Origin of the sequence: Actinomycetospora sp. NBRC 106375 (genome assembly GCF_030269665.1) — a bacterium.
In the GTDB taxonomy this organism is placed as follows: Bacteria; Actinomycetota; Actinomycetes; order Mycobacteriales; family Pseudonocardiaceae; genus Actinomycetospora.
In genome coordinates, this window is sequence record NZ_BSTS01000016.1 from 95,026 (window position 1) to 114,154 (window position 19,129).

Here is a 19,129-nt window from a genome sequence, read left to right on the forward strand (position 1 = left end):
AGGACCCGTGAACCAGCCCAGCGACGCCGACGGCAGCGACGCGACGTCCGCCGCCGACGCCCCGGACGCCCAGCCCACCCGCGAGCAGCCGGCGGCGTCGTCGACGGGCTCATCCGGGACAGAGGCGCCCGGCAACCCGTCGTCCGGCACCCCGTCATCGGGGAGCGCGTCGTCCGGCACCGCCTCGTCCGGTGCCGCGTCGTCGTCGCCGGAGTCCGACGGAGCGGTGACCGACCGCTTCCCGGTGCCCCCGCCCCCGGCCCGGCGGTCGGCGCCCGCACCGTCGCCCCGACCCTCCGCGCCCGACGGGCCGCGCACCTCGCAGGACCGTGCCGCGGAGGTCCTCGACCGCCCCGTGGACGACATGGACCTCGCGACGCGCCTGCGCCGTCCCGGCCTCGCGCGCTCGACCCGGATCCTGCTGCTCGTGCTCGGCGCCGTCGCGTGCCTCGCGATCGGGACGTTCATCGGCCGGGCGACGGCCCCGGACACCGGCCCGGGCTCCGTGCCCGACGTCCTCGGCGTCGTCGAGTCCGTCCAGCCCACGGGCGGCGGCTTCCCGATCGTCACGGTGCGCGCGGGGGACGGCACCCAGTCGGTGCTGCGGACGACGGCGGGCACCGACGTCGCCGTGCCCCGCCCCGGCGGGCCCGCGGGGTTGCGTCCCGGCCAGCAGGTCACCGTGCACGCCGAGCGTGGCGCCGACGGCGCGGTCACCGCCGTGCGCGTCGACGTCCCGGCGGGCTCCTGACGCCTCGCCGTCGGGGGAGCGGGGGACGCCTGACTGCGCCAGACGCAGCGAAGGCGCCCCTCGCTCCGGACGACCCACGGCGCCGCCGCCCCGCCCGAGCACGCCGCGCCGCGAGAAGCACGTTCCGCATGATCGACGGGCTCCGCAGCCTGCGGAACGTGCCCCTCGCGCGCCCCGCGGCGTCCCTCGCGGCGGTGATCCGTCCGAGATGGTGGATTTCCTGATGTCTGATGTCGGCGTCTCGCCTCCGGCGCCGCAGCTCCGCTCCAGCTGCGTGCCGCGGGTGTCCGCCACGCTGATCCACCCCGGCGCGCCCCGTCCCCGCTAACCTGCCCCCGTGGCCGACCAGGGTGCTGCTGCAGAGATCGCCGCCGGGTACGCGACCGAGGCGGGTGCGCTCGAACTGGGGACCGTCGTGATCGACGGCGCCGTCGATCCGACCGCCCGGGTGCGCATCCCGTTCGCGACGCTCAACCGCCACGGGCTGGTGGCCGGCGCGACGGGGACCGGGAAGACGAAGACGCTGCAGAACCTCGCCGAGCAGTGCTCGGCGCACGGTGTCCCGGTGCTGCTCGCCGACATCAAGGGCGACCTGTCCGGGCTCGCTCGCGAGGGCGAGAAGAACGACCGCGTCACCCAGCGCGCCACCGACACCGGCGACGACTGGGCGCCGACCGCCTACCCCGTGCAGTTCCTCTCGCTCGGCGCGGGGATCGGCATCCCCGTGCGGGCGACGATCACCGGGTTCGGGCCGATCCTGCTGTCGAAGGTGCTGGGGCTCAACGAGACCCAGGAGTCGACGCTCGGCCTGATCTTCCACTGGGCCGACCAGCAGGGGCTGGCGCTGCTCGACACCAAGGACCTGCGCTCGGTGATCCAGCACCTGCTCTCCGACGAGGGCAAGGAGGCGCTCAAGGGCATCGGCGGGGTCTCGACGTCGACGGCGGGCGTCATCCTGCGGGCGCTGGTCAATCTCGAGGCGCGCGGCGGCGACGAGTTCTTCGGCGAGCCCGAGTTCGACCCCGCCGACCTGCTGACCGTCGAGCCCGACGGCAAGGGCCGCGTGACGCTGCTGGAGCTCGCCGACCAGCAGGCCGACCCGATGCTCTACTCGACGTTCCTCATGTGGCTGCTCGCCGAGCTCTTCGAGGACCTCCCCGAGGCCGGCGACATCGAGAAGCCGAAGCTCGTCTTCTTCTTCGACGAGGCGCACCTGCTCTTCAGCGACGCCTCGAAGGCGTTCCTCGACCGCATCGAGCAGACGGTCAAGCTCATCCGGTCCAAGGGCGTCGGTGTCTTCTTCTGCACCCAGCAGCCCACCGACGTCCCCAACGACGTGCTCTCCCAGCTCGGCGCGCGGGTGCAGCACGCGCTGCGGGCGTTCACGCCGGACGACCAGAAGGCGCTGACGCGCACCGCGCGCACCTACCCCAAGAGCGCCGTGTACGACATCGAGACCTCGCTGACGTCGCTGGGCACCGGCGAGGCGATCGTCACCGTGCTGTCCGAGCGCGGCGCCCCGACGCCGGTGGCCTGGACCCGGGTGCGCGCACCGCGCTCGCTGATGGCCGCGATCGGCGAGCCGGCCGTCACCGACGCCGCGAAGGCGTCGCCGCTGTGGCCGAAGTACGGCGAGGCGGTCGACCGCGAGTCGGCCTACGAGAAGCTCTCGGCGTCGACCGGCGCGTCGAGCGCCCCGGCGCCCGCCGAGCCCCTGCCCCCGGGCCAGCCCCCGCAGGAGGCGCCGCCGCAGGCCCCGCCGCCCGCGCAGGACGAGGAGCCGGGGTTCATCGAGAAGACGATGAAGAGCTCGTGGTTCCAGTCGGTCGTGCGGACGGTCGCCCGCGAGGCGACCCAGGAGATCACCCGGGGCATGTTCGGGACGGCCCGCCGCCGGCGCTGAACGCCCACCCGGGCCGGCGGGTTCCGCGGCGGCCCGTGGCGGGAACCGCTGTCGCGGCACCGGGGTACATTGAGCAGATCAGGGCCCCACGGACGTCCGTGCGTGCGCGGACCCCGAGCCGAGACGACTGACACCGACCGCAGGGTCCACCCGGGGAGGGTCGAGGGCCGCCTGGAGGCCGCAACCGCATGGACCGCAAGCGCCTTCTCCGCAATCCACTCATCTGGATCGTGGTGTTCTTCCTGGTCTACCTCGGCATCTCGTCGCTGCTCAGCGACACCCGCGGGTACACCGAGGCCCCGACGTCGCTCGCCCTGCAGCAGGTCGAGGCCCACAACGCGTCCGAGATCACGATCGAGGACAAGGAGCAGCGCCTCCGCCTGACGCTGACCAACCCCGTGCAGGTCCCCGGGGTCGAGGGCTCCCAGCCGACGACGACCAACCAGATCTACGCGCAGTACCCCGCGGCGGCGACCGACCAGGTGTTCACGCTGGTCCGGGAGAACCCGGCGACGTCCGGCTTCGACACCCGCGTCACGCAGGACTCGATCCTCACCCAGATGTTGATCTACCTGATCCCGCTGGGTCTGGTGCTCCTGCTGCTGTTCTGGATGATGAACTCCCAGGGCGGGGGCAACCGCGTCCTGTCCTTCGGCAAGTCCAAGGCCAAGCAGCTCAACAAGGACATGCCGAAGACCACCTTCGCCGACGTCGCGGGAGCGAACGAGGCGGTGGAGGAGCTCTACGAGATCAAGGACTTCCTCCAGAACCCGACGCGCTACCAGCAGCTCGGCGCGAAGATCCCCAAGGGCGTCCTGCTCTACGGCCCGCCCGGCACCGGCAAGACGCTGCTGGCCCGCGCGGTCGCCGGCGAGGCGGGCGTGCCGTTCTACACGATCTCCGGGTCGGACTTCGTCGAGATGTTCGTCGGCGTCGGTGCCTCCCGCGTGCGCGACCTGTTCGAGCAGGCGAAGCAGAACTCCCCGTGCATCGTGTTCGTCGACGAGATCGACGCCGTCGGCCGCCACCGCGGCGCCGGCATGGGCGGCGGCCACGACGAGCGCGAGCAGACGCTCAACCAGCTGCTCGTCGAGATGGACGGCTTCGACTCCCGCGGCGGGATCATCCTCATCGCGGCCACCAACCGGCCGGACATCCTCGACCCCGCGCTGCTGCGCCCCGGCCGGTTCGACCGCCAGATCCCGGTCGCGGCGCCCGACCTCGCGGGCCGGCGCGCGATCCTCGCGGTCCACTCAGCGGGCAAGCCCCTGGCCCCGGACGCCGACCTCGACGGCCTCGCCAAGCGCACCGTCGGGTTCTCCGGCGCCGACCTCGCGAACGTCATCAACGAGGCCGCACTGCTCACCGCGCGGCTGAGTCAGCAGCAGATCAACGGGTCGTCGCTCGAGGAGTCGGTCGACCGCGTGATCGGCGGCCCGGCCCGCAAGAGCCGCATCATCTCCGAGCAGGAGAAGAAGGTCGCGGCGTACCACGAGGCGGGCCACGCGCTGGCCGCGTGGGCGATGCCCGACATCGAGCCCGTCTACAAGGTCACGATCCTGCCGCGCGGGCGCACCGGCGGGCACGCCCTCGTCGTCCCCGAGGACGACAAGGAGCTCATGACGCGCTCCGAGATGATCGCCCGCCTGGTGTTCGCCATGGGCGGACGGTCGGCCGAGGAGCTCGTGTTCCACGAGCCCACCACCGGCGCGTCCTCGGACATCGAGCAGGCGACGAAGATCGCCCGCGCGATGGTCACCGAGTACGGCATGAGCGCGAAGCTCGGCGCCGTGAAGTACGGCCAGGAGCAGGGCGAGCCCTTCCTCGGCCGCACCGCGGGGCGTCAGGCGGACTACTCGCTCGAGGTGGCCCACGAGATCGACGAGGAGGTGCGCAAGCTCATCGAGGCCGCGCACACCGAGGCGTGGGACATCCTCAACACCCACCGCGACGCGCTCGACGCCCTGACCGGCGAGCTCATCGAGCACGAGACGCTGCAGCGCCGCGACCTCGAGCGCGTCTTCGCGTCGGTCACCAAGCGGCCGCGGATCACGGCGTTCAACGACTTCGGCGAGCGCCTGCCCTCCGACCGGCCGCCGATCAAGACGCGGCGCGAGCTGGCCACCGAGCGCGGCGAGCCCTGGCCGCCGCCCGGCGAGCAGGACGACCGCACCCCCGCGGGCTCGGTCTCGGGCAACGGGCACGCCAGCAACGGCTCCTACGGGGCGCACTCGGCGAGCAACGGGCACGGCACCGAGGCGGGCGCCGGCTACGGCAGCGGCCCGGGCCACGACGTCGGGGCGCCGACGCCGCCGCAGGGCACGCCGACCACCGGCATCCCTGACGTCTACCGGACGGGCGCCAACGGACGTCGCGGCGCCTCGGGCGCGGCGGGGAGCGCGGGCGACGGCGGCGACAAGCCCTCGTCGGTGGCGCCGAACTACGGTGCCCCGCCCGGGTGGACCCCGGCCACGGTCCCGCACGGCACCACCTGGAACCCGGGCGGCGCGGGCCGCTCCGGCGGGCCGTCCCCGTACGGATCGGGGTCGGAGGCGTCCGGCTGGTCGTCCGGCTCGTCACGCTCGCCTGGCGAGAGCGGTGCCAACCCGTACGGTGACCCGGATGGCCGAACCCGGGAGGGCCGGTCGGACGGCTGGCCCAGCCCGAGCTGGGGTCACGACGGTTCCGACGGCACGTCCGGCTCCTCGGGCTCCGAGGGGCGCGACACCTCGCGCGGTCAGGGCTGAGAGAGCCGGCGCGCGCGCCGGCCGGGTGGAGGAAGACCGCGAGGGAGACGTGACGACCAGTCAGGACCAGGACGCGCCACACGGAGCCGGACCGTCGCTGCGCAACGGCGACGCGGACGGCCGCCGGGGACGCCCGACCGACAGCGGTGGCGGGCCGGTCGGGGTGGCGCTCGCCCCGGGTTGGGAGGGCTTCGACGCGCCCCGCGCCGAGGCCGCGGTGCGCGAGCTGCTCATCGCGATCGGGGAGGACCCGGACCGTGAGGGCCTGCGCGACACCCCGGCCCGCGTGGCGCGCTCGTACCAGGAGCTGTTCGCGGGGCTGGGGACCGACCCGGCCGAGGTGCTGGAGCGCACGTTCGACGAGGGACACGAGGAGCTCGTGCTCGTCCGCGACATCCCGATGTTCTCGATGTGCGAGCACCACCTGCTGCCCTTCCACGGCGTCGCCCACGTGGCCTACATCCCGGGGCCGAAGGGTTTCGTCACGGGGCTGAGCAAGCTCGCCCGGCTCGTCGACCTCTACGCCCGCCGGCCCCAGGTCCAGGAGCGGCTGACCAGCCAGATCGCGGACGCCCTCGCCGAGCGCCTCGACACCCGCGGCGCGCTCGTCGTGATCGACGCCGAGCACCAGTGCATGTCCGCGCGCGGGGTGCGCAAGCCCGGCGCGCGCACCACGACGTCCGCGGTGCGGGGGATCCTCAAGTCGTCGGCCAGCACGCGGGCGGAGGCCCTCAACCTCATCCGGAGCGGCTGACGTGGGTGCCCCCACCGGGCCCGACCAGCCGCGGGCCCACGGTCTGCCCGACCCCGGGCGCTGCGTCGTCATGGGCGTGCTCAACGTGACCCCGGACTCCTTCTCCGACGGCGGCCGGTGGCTGGACCGCGACCACGCGGTGGCGCACGGGATCGGCCTCGCCCGGCGCGGCGCGGACCTGGTCGACGTCGGCGGGGAGTCCACCCGCCCGGGCGCGCAGCGCGTCGACGCCGACACCGAGATCGCGCGCGTGGTCCCGGTGATCCGCGACCTCGCGCAGGACGGCGTGCGGGTCAGCGTGGACACCACGCGTGCGGCCGTCGCCGCCGCGGCCGTCGAGGCCGGCGCCACCATGATCAACGACGTGTCCGGCGGGCTGGCCGACCCGCACATGGCGCGCACGGTCGCCGAGGCCGGCGTGCCGTGGGTGATCATGCACTGGCGGGGCCCCAGCGACCGGATGACCGAGCTCGCGTCGTACGAGGACGTCGTCGGCGAGGTCCGCGCCGAGATGGTCGAGCAGGTCGACCGCGCGGTGCTCGCGGGGGTCGACCCGTCCCTGCTCGTGCTCGACCCGGGTCTCGGGTTCGCCAAGACCGCGGCGCACAACTGGCAGCTGCTGCGCAAGCTGTCGGTGTTCACCGCGCTCGGCTTCCCGGTGCTGGTCGGGGCGTCGCGCAAGCGGTTCCTGGGCGCGCTGCTCGCCGACGACGACGGCACGCCGCGCCCGCCCGACGGGCGCGAGGTCGCGACCGCCGCCGTCTCCGCGCTCGCCGCCGCCGCCGGCGCGTGGGGCGTGCGGGTGCACGAGGTCGGTCCGTCGCTGGACGCGGTCGCGGTCGCCACCGCGTGGTCCTGGGGCACCTCGAAGGCGGAGATCGAGCCGTGAGCCCGCTCGCCGACCGCATCGCGCTGCGCGGCCTGCGCGTGCGAGGCCACCACGGCGTGTTCGACCACGAGCGCCGCGACGGCCAGGACTTCGTGCTCGACCTGGTGCTGGAGCTGGACCTCGCCGCGGCCGGCGCGTCCGACGACCTCGCCGACACCGTCGACTACGGCGCGCTCGCCGACACCGCCGCCGCGGTGGTCGCCGGCCCGCCGCGCCGCCTCATCGAGGCCGTCGCCGCCGAGGTCGCGGCGCGGGTGCTCTCCGACGCGCGGGTGGTCGCGGTCGAGGTGACGCTGCACAAGCCCCAGGCCCCCATCGCCGTGCCGTTCGACGACGTGGCGGTGGTGGTGCGCCGGGAGCGGGGACGTCCATGAGGTCCCGATCGTGAGCCGGGCCGTCCTCTCGCTGGGCTCCAACGTCGGCGACCGGGCCGCGAACCTGCGCGGTGCGCTGGCGACGCTGCGGGCGGCCGGGGCGCGGGTCGTCGCCGTCTCGCCGGTCTACGCCACCGCGCCGTGGGGCGGCGTCGAGCAGGACGACTTCCTCAACGCGGTGGTCGTCGTCGAGGACCCGGCGTCGCGACCGCGCGACTGGCTCACACGCGCCCGCGCCGCCGAGAGCCGCGCCGGGCGCACCCGCGACGTCCGCTGGGGTCCGCGCACCCTCGACGTCGACGTCCTCGACGTCGACGGCACCATCAGCGCCGACCCCGAGCTGACCCTGCCCCATCCCCGGGCCCACGAGCGGGCGTTCGTGCTCGTGCCCTGGCTCGACGTCGAGCCCGACGCGGCCGTCGCCGGGCGCGGGCCCGTGCGTGACCTGCTCGCGGCCCTGCCCGCGTCCGAGCGCGACGGCGTCCGGCGCGACGCGACGGAGCTGTCGGGATGAGGACGTCCACCAGCCCCTCGCTCCTGGTCGTGGCCGCGGTCGCCGCCGGGCTGGCCGTGAACATCCTGCTCCAGGCCGCGTACGGCGACCTCCCGCCGCTGCCCCTGCTCGCCGGTCTGACGCCGCTCGTCCTCGGGATCGCCGAGCTGGTGCTGGCGGTCGTCCTGCGCGCCCGGATCCGGCACCGGCGGGGAGCGCGGCCGGTCGACGCGCTCGCGACGGCGCGCGCGGTGGCGCTCGCGAAGGCGTCGTCGCTGGCCGGGTCACTGGTCGGCGGCGCGTGGCTGGGCGTCCTGGCCTACGTGTTCCCGCTGCGCGACAGCGTGGACGCCGCGGCGGCGGACACGGGGAGCGCGATCGTCGGCGTCGTCGGGTCCGCGGTGCTCGTCGGGGCCGGGCTCTGGCTCGAGCACTGCCTGCGCACGCCCGACGAGCCCGGCGACGACCCCGACCGCCCGCCGCGACGGTCCTGACCGGGGCACCGGCCGGGGCGGACCCGGCCGCTATCCTGCAGCGATGAGCACCCCGGACGGGGGACGCGCGGACGTCGGCCCCGACCGCCGCCGCGTCGTGCTGCTGGGCACCGCGGTGGTGCTCGCGCTCCTCGCCGGGGTCGCCGTGGTGCTCGCCGACGACGCCCGCTGGCTGCGCCTGGGCATCGTCGCCGCGCTCTGGACCGTCGTGCTCGTGGTGGTCGCCCTCGCTCGACGTGTGCGCTCCGAGGCCGCCGTCGCCGCCGAGGCGGAGGACGTGGCGGCGGAGCTGGCCGCGGCCGAGGAGGACGCCGAGGAACGGGTTGAGGCCCTGCGCCGCGAGCACGACGAGCGCCTCGCCCGCGAGGTCGCGGCCCGCGAGGAGGCCGAGCACATCGCGGAGAGGGCCCGCGAGGACGTCGCCGGCCTGCGCGAGGAGCTCGACCGGGTGCGCGTCCACGCCGACGCGGTGACGCTCCAGGCCGGCGTGCCCGTCGTCGCGCCGCAGCCGCGGGGCGCGCGCCTGCGGGTCGTGGGCGACTCCGGCCCGCAGCCCCGGGTCCCCGCCGCACCCGCGATGCCCGTGATGCCCGCGTCCGCCGCGGTGCCGCCGCCTGCCCCGGTCCGCCCGGTCGCCCCGTTGGCGGACCCCTTCCCCGCGCCCCGCTCCGGCGGCCCCGACTCGGGCCCTGCCGGCCGCCCCCTGCGCCCCGCCGGTCCGCCCCCGGAGGCTCCGCTCGCCGCGGACCCGTCGGTGCTCGCCGCGGGGTCGTTCCTCGACCAGTACGTCCGCTCGGCCGGGTACGAGCCCGTCCCCGAGCCCCCTGCGCGGCGCGATCTCCCGCCCGAGCTGCCGGCCGAGCGTTCCGACGAGCGCCGGGCCCGCCGCGCCGCCCCGCGGCCCGGCGAAGCCGCCACCTCCGGCGGCCGCACCGTCGCCGAGCTCCTCGCGGCGCACGCCGCGGCGGGCGGCACCGGTGGGCGTCGCCGCCGCGAGCCCTGATCACGGCGCGCACGAGCACGGACGGGGCGTCCGGGGGCGATCCGGGGCACGGCGGGCGGGCCGCGCCGCGGAAGGGCCGTTACCCTCCCGCAGGGTGATCGCCCCTCCCGTCCGCCTGGCGCCCCAGCAGCGCCGGACGCTCGTGTGGCCGGTCGTCGGCCTGATCGTCCTCGGCATCTGCGGCCTCGTGACCGTCGGACTCGCGAGCTCGGAGATCGGCGTCGTCGGGGTCGTCATCGGCGTCGTCCTGGCCCTCCTGCCGGTCGCCCCGGTGGTCGCGGCCTTCCTCTGGATCGACCGCTTCGAGCCCGAGCCGCCGCGCCTGCTCCTCGCGGCGTTCCTGTGGGGCGCCGGGTTCTCGGCGCTGGTCGCCGTCGTCATCAACTCGAGCGCGATCATCGCCGCCGAGCTGCTCCTCGGGCGCGGGCAGGGCGACGTGGTCGGTGCGGTGATCTCGGCGCCGCTGGTCGAGGAGTTCGTGAAGGGCGCGTTCGTCGTCGGGCTGCTGCTGGTCCGGCGCCGGGAGTTCGACGGGATCGTCGACGGCGTCGTCTACGCGGGCATCACCGCGGCGGGCTTCGCCTTCACCGAGAACATCATCTACTTCGGGCGCGCCTTCACCGAGGCCGAGGGCGCGGTGGGGCCCGCGGTGCTCGCGACGTTCGTGCTGCGCGGCGTGCTCTCCCCGTTCGCGCACCCGCTCTTCACCGCGATGACCGGCATCGGGGTGGGCATCGCGTCGCAGACCCGCTCGCGGGTGGTCGGCACGGCCGCGGTGCTCGGCGGCTACGTGCTCGCGGTGATCCTGCACGCGCTGTGGAACTCCTCGACGCAGCTCGGCGCCGGGTTCTTCGGCATCTACGTGCTGATCATGCTGCCGCTGTTCGCCGGGATGATCGGGCTCGTCGTGTGGCAACGACGACGGGAGGCCGACGTGCTCGCCCGCCAGATGCCCGGGTTCGCCGCCGCGGGCTGGATCGCGCCGAGCGAGGTGCCGCTCCTCTCGAGCCTCGCCGGGCGCCGGCGCTGGCGCTCGGCGGTCAACCGCCGGGCCGGGGCCGTCGCCGCCCGGGCGGTCGAGGACTACCAGCACGCCGTCACCGAGCTCGCGTTCCTGCGCGCCCGCGCCGAACGCGGTGCGCTGCCGCCCCGCGCCGACTGGCATGCCGAGCTGCTCGACAACGTCGTGCGCACCCGCCTGGCCGCGGTCAACGCGCCGGGCGTCCAGGGCCCCACCGGCGCCCCGCCGCCCCCACACGGCGCCCCGCCGCCGTCCTGGCCCGGCGGCCCGCCCCGCCCGCCGGCGGTCTGATCGGCGCCCGGGCGTGGGAGCGAGGGACGCCCTCGCTGCGCCCGACGCAGTGAAGGACGCCCTCGCTCCCGCGGGCGCCGACCTGGGCTGCGGAGCGAGGGACGCCCTCGCTGCGCCCGACGCAGTGAAGGACACCCTCGCTCCCGCGGGCGCCGACCTGGGCTGCGGCGCGAGGGACGCCCTCGCTGCGCCCCACGCAGTGAAGGACGCCCTCGCTCCACGACCCCGCCCACCGCGCCCACCGCGCCCCGACACCCGGCGCCGACGACCCGCTCACGGTCGGTGCCCAGCAGGCGTGAACCCGCTCACCGCGGGCTCCGCGCGACGCGGGGACGGTTACCGTGGGCGGCAGTGATCGTCCGGTACCCGCGGGAGCGGGACGGGAACGAGCCGAACGAGTGAGGTGGCGCGTGGGCACCGACGCCGGCGAGGACGCCGGGCGGTGGGAAGGGGCCGGAGCCGGCCCGTCACCCACCCCTCGGGAAGGCTCACGGCTCGCGGTCGGGGTGGTCTCCGCGGGCCGGGTGGGCGCCGTGCTCGGCGCCGCGCTCGCGAACGCCGGGCACACGGTCGTCGCCGCTTCCGCGGTCTCCCGCGCCTCCCGCGCCCGCGCCGAGGAGCTGCTGCCCGGCGCCGAGATCCTCCCGCCCGACGAGGTCGTGCGCCGCGCCGACCTCGCGCTGCTCGCGGTCCCGGACGACGTCCTGCCCGGCCTGGTCCGGGGGCTCGCCGCGTCGGACTGCCTGCGTCCGGGCCAGATCGTGGTGCACACGTGCGGCGCCGAGGGCGTCGGCGTGCTCGCGCCCGCCGCGGAGCACGACGTCCTGCCGATCGCGCTGCACCCGGCGATGACGATCACCGGGCGCGCCGAGGACGTCACTCGCCTCGCCGGCGCCTGCGTCGGCATCACCGCCCCGGAGGGCCTCAGCGAGGACGCCGACGCCGCCTGGCTCGTCGGCGAGGCGCTGGTCGTGGAGATGGGCGCCGAGCCCGTCCGCGTCCCCGAGGCCGCCCGCCCGCTGTACCACGCGGCGCTCGCGCACGGGGCGAACCACCTGACGACGCTGGTCCGCGAGGCCGCCGACCTGCTGTCCGGCGCGGGCATCGAGTCCGCCGAGCGCGTGCTCGCCCCGCTGCTGTCCGCGGCGCTCGACAACGCCCTGCGCCACGGCGACCGCGCGCTCACCGGGCCGGTGGTGCGCGGCGACGCCGGCACGGTGGCGACACACTTGCGCCACCTCGACGAGCGCGCCCCCGAGGCCGCCCCGCTCTACCGGGCCCTCGCCCGGCGCACCGCCGAGCGCGCCCGCGCCGGCGGGCTGCTCGACCCCGCCGCCGCGCAGGACGTGGTGTCCGCCCTCGCCGAGAGGCCCCGCCCGTGACCCGACCGTCCAGCCTGCGCACGAACCTCGTGAGCCGGCCGCGCCCGCAGTACACGGCCGACGACCTCACCGTGCACCGCGACCCCACCGCCCTGCGTCGCGTCACGAAGGCGCTGCGGGGCGGCGGCCGGCGCGTCACGCTCGTCCCGACCATGGGCGCCCTGCACGAGGGCCACCGCGAACTCATGCGCCGTGCCCGCACCATCCCCGGATCGACGACGGTCGTCTCGATCTTCGTGAACCCGCGCCAGTTCGGTCCGGACGAGGACTTCGACCGCTACCCCCGGGCCTTCGAGGGCGACCTCGAGATGTGCCGCGAGGAGGGCGTCGAGCTGGTCTTCGCGCCCGAGGTCGACGCCATGTACCCGGAGGGCTTCAGCACCTCGATCGACCCTGGTCCGCTGGGGGCCGAGCTCGAGGGCGCGGTCCGCCCCGGGCACTTCGCCGGCATGCTGACCGTGGTCAACAAGCTCTTCGCGATCGTCGTGCCCGACGTGGCCTTCTTCGGCGAGAAGGACTACCAGCAGCTGACGCTGATCCGCCGCATGGTGCGCGACCTCGACATCGACGTCCACGTCGTGGGCGTGCCGACGGTCCGCGAGGAGGGCGGGCTCGCGCTGTCGAGCCGCAACGCCTACCTCGCCGACGACGACCGCCGCGCCGCGGTCGCGCTCTCGGCGGCGCTCTCGGCAGGCCAGCACGCCGGCGAGCAGGGTCCGGCGGCCGTGCTCGAGGCCGCGCGGGCCGTGCTCGCCACGGAGCCGAGCCTGCAGCTCGACTACCTCGAGCTGCGCGACGTGGACCTCGGTCCCACCCCCGACATCGGCCCCGCGCGCCTGCTCGTCGCGGCCCGGGCCGGCACCACCCGCCTGATCGACAACGCCGCCGTGTCCGTCGTGAGGAGAGTCTGACGTGCAGCGCACGATGCTGAAGTCCAAGATCCACCGCGCGACGGTGACCGACGCGAACCTGCACTACGTCGGCTCGGTGACCGTCGACGAGGACCTCATGCGGGCCGCCGACCTCCTGCCCGGCGAGCAGGTGGCCATCGTCGACGTCACCAACGGCGCCCGCCTCGAGACCTACGTGATCACCGGCGCGGCCGGCTCCGGCGTCATCGGGATCAACGGCGCCGCGGCGCACCTCGTCTCGCCCGGCGACCTCGTCATCCTCATCTCCTACGGGGTCATGGACGACGCCGAGGCCCGCGCGTACCAGCCGCGCGTGGTCTTCGTCGACGACCGCAACCGCGTCCTCGACCGCGGCGCCGACCCGACGCACGTCCCCGACGACGCACCCGCGACGTCGCTGCTGCGCCCGGGCACGGACGCCCAGGGAGCGCGCCCGGCCCGTCACCGCGAGCCCGCCGCCGGACCGGCCATGACGACGGTCGGCGCCGGGCTCGCCAGCACCGCCGGGAGCCACCGCGGTTCGGCGGCCCGCCGCGCCGCCGAACCGCGGGCGGGGGAGCGCCGCCGGGACTCCTCGGAGACCACCGACGCCCGCCGCCTCGACGCGTTGCTGTCCACGGACAACTGAGCGCCCGGGCAGAGCGAGACCATCCGTGCTGCTCTGCGTCGACGTCGGCAACACCCAGACCGCGCTCGCGCTCTACCCCGACGACGGCGACGGCCCCGCGGTCTGGGACGCGCGCCTGCGCACCGAGCCGCGGGCGACGGGCGACGAGATGGCGCTGCTCGTCCGCGGGCTGCTGGGGGCGCGCGTCGCCGACGTGACGGCCGTGGCGGCGCTCTCGACGGTGCCGGTGCTGCTGCGCGAGCTGCGCGGGATGGTCACGCGGCACTTCGCGGGCCTCGACCACCTCCTGGTCGAGCCAGGGGTGCGGACCGGCGTCCCGCTGCTGGTGGACAACCCCAAGGAGGTCGGCGCCGACCGCGTGGTGCAGGCGCTCGCGGCCCACGAGCGCGTCGGCGGGCCCTGCGTCGTGGTCACGTTCGGGACGTCGACGACGGTGGACGCGGTCTCGGTGCGCGGGGAGTTCCTCGGCGGCGCGATCGCCGCGGGCGTCGGCGTCTCGGCGGAGGCGCTCGCGGTGCGCGCAGCCGCGCTGCGGCCGGTGGAACTGGTCGTGCCGCGCTCCGTGCTCGGGCGCAACACCGTCGAGAGCATGCAGGCCGGGCTCGTGATCGGCGCGGCGGCGCAGGTCGACGGTCTGGTCTCCCGGGTGAGCCGCGAGATCACGGCACGGGATCCGGAGGGCCGCAGCCCGGTCGCGGTCGTCGCGTCGGGCGGCTTCGCGCCCGTCGTCGTCGAGGAGTGCACGACGATCACCGACCACGTGCCGGACCTGACGCTGCTCGGCCTGCGCTCGGTGCACCGGCGCCGCACGGAGCGCCGCGACGACCGCGCCGCGAAGCGGGCCGCCCGGCCGTCCTGACGCGCCGGACGGCGGCCTACTGGCTGGTATCCCTCGCCACGCGAGGGATACCAGCCAGTAGCCGCCACAGCGAGGCGACGGCGGCGGGCGAGCCCCGGGTCAGCGCACCGGCACGTCGAGCTCGTCGCGCCGCGGGTCGCCGTCGGGCAGCAACCGGCGCAGGCGCACGACCAGGTCGGGGTCGGACCCGGCGGTCCCGCTCTGGGCGAGGGCCCACAGCGCCTCGGCGTCGCCGCGGCGCAGGACGGCCCCGCGGACGGCGACCTCGAGGTGGTCGCGCTCCACGCGGACGTCCGGGGCGTCGGAGGCGGGCAGCAGGGCCCCGCGGCGCAGGATGTGCGGCGCCGGCACCTTGCCCTCCCGCAGGGCGGCGCGGACGTCGAGGAAATCGGCGTCGACGCGGGCGCGCAACCGGTAGGGCTGGGCGCTGATGATCGAGCAGCCGAGGGAGCTGCGCAGGCGGTGCACCTCGGAGCGCACCGTGACGGGGTTGCCGGCGTCGCCGTAGAGCGCGGAGGCGAGACGGTCGGCGGTGAGGCCGTCGGGGTGCAGGGCCAGCAGCGTCAGGATCTCGGCGTGGCGCAGGCTCAGACGCACGGGCCGGCCGTCGAGCCGCGCCACCGGGCGCTCGGCGCCCAGGAACGGCAGGGCGAGCGTCGGGCGTGACGACGTCCGCGGGGCGAGGCGCAGGAGCCAGCCCTCGGCCAGCGGCTCGAGGACGCCCTCGCCGCGCTCGCCGAGGTCGACGCGGTCGCCGTCCCCGGGGATCGCGACCCGCTCGGGCAGCCAGCCGGTCGGCTCCGCGGCGAGCACGCGCCCGCCCGGGGCGAGCAGCGCGCCTGGCTCGCCGCGCAGGCCGTCGAGGTGGGGCCGGTTGCGGGCCCGCAGCCGCTCGTCGCGCTCGACGACACGGGCGTGCAGGTGCACCTCGGCGAGCTCCGCGGCCGCCTTGACCAGCGCGAGCGTGCTCGGGTGGAAGGTCTGCAGGGGGCCGGTGAGGTCGATGGCGGCGACGACCTCGCCGGAGTCCGGGTCGTGGATCGGGGCCGCCGCGCAGGTCCACGAGTGGTACAGCCGCACGAGGTGCTCGGCGGAGTGGATCTGCACCGCCCGCCCGGACGCCAGCGCCGTCCCCATCGCGTTGGTGCCGATGGAGTCCTCGCTCCAGCGCGTGCCCTCCACGAGCTCGCACGCGTCGCCGCGGCGCAGGACGTCGGTGTTCCCCTCGCGCCAGAGGATGTGTCCGCGCGCGTCGGTCACGATCATCATGTGCACGGCCTCGTCGGCCACGTCGAGCAGCGTGCGCCGCAGCAGCGGCAGCACCGGCGCCAGCAGGTGCCCGCCGCGCACGTCCGCCAGCTCGTCGCTCTGGAACACGTGGCGCGGGCGCCCGTGGTCCGGGTCGACGTGGGCATCGAGCGAGCGCTGCCAGGAAGCCGATACGAGGTCGCGGGGCGAGCCCGGGCTCGCGGTGCCGGACAGGACCGCGTCACGGATGCGTTCGAGCAGGTGCGCACGCTCGACCGGGTCCGACGGTTCGAGCGGGGTCGACAGCGTGCCGGGAACGGTCAGGCGGGTGGTCCCGCGCGCGCCACGCTGGCTCTCCGGCATCGGCGCCCCCTGCGCTGGACGTGGCGGCCTGCGGGTGCCGTCACGGCACCGATCCTGCCCGCCCGGTCGTCGGGAGGACCCCTCCCGACGAATGGTGCTGCATCCCCTCCGCTTAGGCAACCCTTCATCAAAACCTCGGACGCGGATCCTTGACAAGAGAAACGCCGCAGATGCGTTGCAACGCCGGTGCAACCCTGGCGCACCTAGTGTCCGCGGTCACGTGGTCCCACTCACGTAATCCCATGATGTGGAGGGAAATCACCGATGGCCATCTACGCGGCTCCGGGGTCGGCGGACAGCGTCGTCTCGTTCAAGCCCCGCTACGACCACTACATCGGCGGCGAGTACGTCGCGCCGGCGAAGGGTCAGTACTTCGAGAACCCGACCCCGCAGACGGGCCAGACGTTCACCGAGGTGGCCCGCGGCACGGCCGACGACATCGAGAAGGCCCTCGACGCGGCCGAGGCTGCCGCACCGGCCTGGGGCAAGACCTCCGTCGGCGAGCGCGCCAACATCCTGAACAAGATGGCGGACCGCATCGAGGCCAACCTCGAGAAGATCGCGGTCGCCGAGAGCTGGGAGAACGGCAAGGCGGTCCGCGAGACCCTCGTCGCCGACATCCCACTGGCGATCGACCACCTGCGCTACTTCTCGGGGGCGATCCGCGCGCAGGAGGGTCACCTCTCGCAGATCGACGAGGACACGATCGCGTACCACTTCCACGAGCCCCTGGGCGTGGTCGGTCAGATCATCCCGTGGAACTTCCCGATCCTCATGGCGATCTGGAAGCTGGCCCCGGCCCTCGCCGCCGGCAACGCGGTCGTCCTCAAGCCGGCCGAGCAGACCCCGGCCTCCATCCACGTGCTGATGGACGTGGTCGGCGACCTGCTCCCGGCCGGCGTCCTCAACATCGTCAACGGCTTCGGCGTCGAGGCGGGCAAGCCGCTCGCGTCGTCCCCGCGCATCCGCAAGATTGCCTTCACCGGCGAGACCACGACCGGTCGCCTGATCTCCCAGTACGCCTCGGAGAACCTCATCCCGGTCACGCTCGAGCTCGGCGGCAAGAGCCCGAACATCTTCTTCGACGACGTCGCCGCGCAGCAGGACGCGTTCTACGACAAGGCGCTCGAGGGCTTCGCGATGTTCGCCCTCAACCAGGGCGAGGTCTGCACCTGCCCGTCGCGTGCCCTCGTCCAGGGCGGCATCTACGACGACTTCGTGCAGCAGGGCGTCAAGCGCGCCGAGCAGGTCAAGACCGGCAACCCGCTCGACACCGAGACGATGATGGGCGCGCAGGCCTCGAACGACCAGCTCGAGAAGATCCTCTCCTACATCGACATCGGACGTCAGGAGGGCGCGAAGGTCCTCACCGGCGGCGAGCGCGCCGACCTCGGCGGCGACCTCTCGGGCGGCTACTACGTCCAGCCGACCGTGTTCGAGGGCACCAACTCGATGCGGATCTTCCAGGAGGAGATCTTCGGCCCGGTGCTGTCGGTGGCGCGCTTCAACGACTACGACGACGCCATGAAGCAGGCCAACGACACGCTCTACGGCCTCGGCGCCGGGGTGTGGTCCCGTGACACCAACACCGCCTACCGCGCGGGCCGCGACATCCAGGCCGGCCGGGTGTGGGTGAACAACTACCACGCCTACCCGGCCCACGCGGCCTTCGGCGGCTACAAGCAGTCCGGCATCGGCCGCGAGAACCACAAGATGATGCTGGACCACTACCAGCAGACCAAGAACGTCCTGCAGAGCTACTCGAACAATGCGCTGGGATTCTTCTGATCCTCCCGCGGGTTCCCCACCAGGAGGAGGTGGTCACCATGACCCAGATCAGCACGAGCACCGACGTCACCGAGCAGGTGCCGGAGGTGCCGGGGTCGGGGACGGGTCGCGTCGCCCTGTCGCCGCAGGCCTCCGAGCTCCTGGTGCAGCTCACCGACATCCACGGCCCGCTGATGTTCCACCAGTCCGGCGGGTGCTGCGACGGCAGCGCCCCGATGTGCTACCCGGACGGGGACTTCAAGATCGGGGGCCAGGACGTGCACCTCGGTGACCTCGTGGTGGAGGGCCTGGAGAAGCCGATCGGCTTCTACATGTCCGCCTCGCAGTTCGAGTACTGGAAGCACACGCACATCACCGTCGACGTGGTGAAGGGCCGCGGCAGCGGATTCTCGGTGGAGGCCCCCGAGGGCGTCCGCTTCATCATCCGCTCGCGGCTGTTCACCGACGAGGAGATGCGCGACCTGGGTGACCTGTAGCGCTCACCCGAGCACGATCGAGGGGCGCCCCCGCTGCGCAGCACGCAGCGAGGGCGCCCCTCGCACGTTCGGCCCCCTCCCGACGAAGGAGTTCGACGATGAGCACCCCGTCCACGACCCTGCGCGAGCTGACCGGCCTGCCCGCGTCGCCCGCCTCCCTGCGCGAGTCCGCGCTGGTGATGATCGACCTCCAGAACACGTACACCCGCGGCGTGATGGCCCTCGAGAACGTCGAGCCCGCCATCGACGAGGCGGCGGGGCTCCTCGACCGCGCGCGCAGCGCCGGGATCCCGATCGTCCACGTCCAGCACGACGCGGGCGCCGGCACGCCCTACGACGTCCGCGACGAGATCGGCGCGATCGTCGACCGCGTGGCCCCGCGCGACGGCGAGCACCGCATCGTCAAGAACTTCCCGAACTCCTTCGTCGGCACCGACCTCGACGAGTACCTGCGCGGCGTCGACGCCACCAACCTCGTGCTCGCGGGCTTCATGACACACATGTGTGTGAACTCCACGGCCCGTGGCGCCTTCAACGCGGGATTCGCGCCCTCGGTGGTCGCGGCGGCCACCGCGACCCGCGCGCTGCCGGGTCCGGACGGCGCAGTTCCGGCGTCCTCCCTGCAGAGTGCCAGCCTCGCCGGGATCGCGGACATGTTCGCCGTCGTCGTTCCGGACGCCAAGGGCATCCCGGACTGACCCGCAATTTTCGTCGACGAAGTCCCGGTCGTCGGCGAGGACGCGCGACGCACATC

Annotated in this window: 17 protein-coding genes and 1 pseudogene; 17 read left to right on the forward strand and 1 reads right to left on the reverse strand. The window is 74.7% G+C overall.

What is annotated here, in order from left to right; translation table 11 throughout:
- Positions 1–7: 7 nt before the first annotated feature.
- From QSK03_RS24175 to QSK03_RS24240, 14 genes and pseudogenes are all read left to right on the forward strand, one after another.
- Complete coding sequence (locus QSK03_RS24175; protein ID WP_285657511.1) at positions 8–751, forward strand: hypothetical protein; 744 nt, start codon at positions 8–10, stop codon at positions 749–751.
- Positions 752–1,088: 337 nt separating this feature from the next.
- Complete coding sequence (locus QSK03_RS24180) at positions 1,089–2,654, forward strand: helicase HerA-like domain-containing protein (RefSeq protein ID WP_285657513.1); 1,566 nt, start codon at positions 1,089–1,091, stop codon at positions 2,652–2,654.
- A gap of 188 nt (positions 2,655–2,842) precedes the next feature.
- On the forward strand, positions 2,843–5,401 hold the full coding sequence (gene ftsH / locus QSK03_RS24185) for an ATP-dependent zinc metalloprotease FtsH (RefSeq protein WP_285657514.1): 2,559 nt from the start codon (positions 2,843–2,845) through the stop codon (positions 5,399–5,401).
- 163 nt (positions 5,402–5,564) lie between these two features.
- The gene (folE, locus tag QSK03_RS24190; RefSeq protein WP_285657591.1) at positions 5,565–6,155 is read left to right on the forward strand and encodes a GTP cyclohydrolase I FolE; all 591 of its coding nucleotides are present in this window, start codon (positions 5,565–5,567) and stop codon (positions 6,153–6,155) included.
- Between the two features lie 70 nt (positions 6,156–6,225).
- Complete coding sequence (folP, locus tag QSK03_RS24195) at positions 6,226–7,044, forward strand: dihydropteroate synthase (protein ID WP_285657593.1); 819 nt, start codon at positions 6,226–6,228, stop codon at positions 7,042–7,044.
- Positions 7,041–7,418: a dihydroneopterin aldolase gene (folB, locus tag QSK03_RS24200; RefSeq protein ID WP_285657516.1), complete on the forward strand. Its 378-nt coding sequence runs from the start codon at positions 7,041–7,043 to the stop codon at positions 7,416–7,418. Before folP ends, folB begins: the two co-directional genes overlap by 4 nt.
- Before the next feature lie 10 nt (positions 7,419–7,428).
- Positions 7,429–7,932, forward strand: a complete 504-nt coding sequence (gene folK, locus QSK03_RS24205; protein WP_285657518.1) for a 2-amino-4-hydroxy-6-hydroxymethyldihydropteridine diphosphokinase — start codon at positions 7,429–7,431, stop codon at positions 7,930–7,932.
- Positions 7,929–8,405, forward strand: coding sequence for a DUF3180 domain-containing protein (locus QSK03_RS24210; protein WP_285657519.1), 477 nt, complete (start codon positions 7,929–7,931; stop codon positions 8,403–8,405). Before folK ends, QSK03_RS24210 begins: the two co-directional genes overlap by 4 nt.
- Positions 8,406–8,448: 43 nt before the next feature.
- Positions 8,449–9,408: a hypothetical protein gene (locus QSK03_RS24215; RefSeq protein WP_285657520.1), complete on the forward strand. Its 960-nt coding sequence runs from the start codon at positions 8,449–8,451 to the stop codon at positions 9,406–9,408.
- A gap of 94 nt (positions 9,409–9,502) precedes the next feature.
- Positions 9,503–10,720, forward strand: a complete 1,218-nt coding sequence (locus QSK03_RS24220) for a PrsW family intramembrane metalloprotease (RefSeq protein WP_285657522.1) — start codon at positions 9,503–9,505, stop codon at positions 10,718–10,720.
- A 410-nt stretch (positions 10,721–11,130) separates the two neighbouring features.
- The gene (locus QSK03_RS24225) at positions 11,131–12,102 is read left to right on the forward strand and encodes a Rossmann-like and DUF2520 domain-containing protein (protein ID WP_285657523.1); all 972 of its coding nucleotides are present in this window, start codon (positions 11,131–11,133) and stop codon (positions 12,100–12,102) included.
- Positions 12,099–13,013: a pantoate--beta-alanine ligase gene (gene panC, locus QSK03_RS24230; RefSeq protein ID WP_502872214.1), complete on the forward strand. Its 915-nt coding sequence runs from the start codon at positions 12,099–12,101 to the stop codon at positions 13,011–13,013. The genes QSK03_RS24225 and panC overlap by 4 nt, the downstream gene beginning before the upstream one ends.
- Before the next feature lies 1 nt (position 13,014).
- Positions 13,015–13,389: pseudogene (gene panD, locus QSK03_RS24235) on the forward strand (aspartate 1-decarboxylase); the annotation flags it as partial.
- A 277-nt stretch (positions 13,390–13,666) separates the two neighbouring features.
- Positions 13,667–14,500: a type III pantothenate kinase gene (locus tag QSK03_RS24240; protein WP_285657524.1), complete on the forward strand. Its 834-nt coding sequence runs from the start codon at positions 13,667–13,669 to the stop codon at positions 14,498–14,500.
- Positions 14,501–14,599: 99 nt separating this feature from the next.
- Here QSK03_RS24240 and QSK03_RS24245 read toward each other — a convergent pair whose 3' ends face one another.
- On the reverse strand, positions 14,600–16,111 hold the full coding sequence (locus QSK03_RS24245) for a GAF domain-containing protein (RefSeq protein ID WP_285657525.1): 1,512 nt from the start codon (positions 16,109–16,111) through the stop codon (positions 14,600–14,602).
- Positions 16,112–16,375: 264 nt separating this feature from the next.
- On the opposite strand from QSK03_RS24245, the gene exaC reads away from it, so the two are divergent.
- The 3 genes from exaC (at position 16,376) to QSK03_RS24260 (ending at position 19,073) form a co-directional block, all read left to right on the forward strand.
- Complete coding sequence (gene exaC, locus QSK03_RS24250) at positions 16,376–17,899, forward strand: acetaldehyde dehydrogenase ExaC (protein ID WP_285657526.1); 1,524 nt, start codon at positions 16,376–16,378, stop codon at positions 17,897–17,899.
- Positions 17,900–17,937: 38 nt separating this feature from the next.
- Entirely contained in the window at positions 17,938–18,375 is a 438-nt protein-coding gene (locus tag QSK03_RS24255; RefSeq protein WP_285657528.1) for a DUF779 domain-containing protein, read from the forward strand.
- Between the two features lie 98 nt (positions 18,376–18,473).
- Complete coding sequence (locus tag QSK03_RS24260; protein WP_285657530.1) at positions 18,474–19,073, forward strand: cysteine hydrolase family protein; 600 nt, start codon at positions 18,474–18,476, stop codon at positions 19,071–19,073.
- Positions 19,074–19,129: the final 56 nt, after the last annotated feature.

Coding starts and splice junctions, on each gene's coding strand:
- ftsH (WP_285657514.1), top strand. CDS start 2,843: ATGGACCGCAAGCGCCTTCTCCGCAATCCACTCATCTGGATCGTGGTG.
- folP (WP_285657593.1), top strand. CDS start 6,226: ATGGGCGTGCTCAACGTGACCCCGGACTCCTTCTCCGACGGCGGCCGG.
- QSK03_RS24215 (WP_285657520.1), top strand. CDS start 8,449: ATGAGCACCCCGGACGGGGGACGCGCGGACGTCGGCCCCGACCGCCGC.
- exaC (WP_285657526.1), top strand. CDS start 16,376: ATGGCCATCTACGCGGCTCCGGGGTCGGCGGACAGCGTCGTCTCGTTC.
- QSK03_RS24260 (WP_285657530.1), top strand. CDS start 18,474: ATGAGCACCCCGTCCACGACCCTGCGCGAGCTGACCGGCCTGCCCGCG.
- QSK03_RS24245 (WP_285657525.1), bottom strand. CDS start 16,111: ATGCCGGAGAGCCAGCGTGGCGCGCGCGGGACCACCCGCCTGACCGTT.
- QSK03_RS24255 (WP_285657528.1), top strand. CDS start 17,938: ATGACCCAGATCAGCACGAGCACCGACGTCACCGAGCAGGTGCCGGAG.
- QSK03_RS24210 (WP_285657519.1), top strand. CDS start 7,929: ATGAGGACGTCCACCAGCCCCTCGCTCCTGGTCGTGGCCGCGGTCGCC.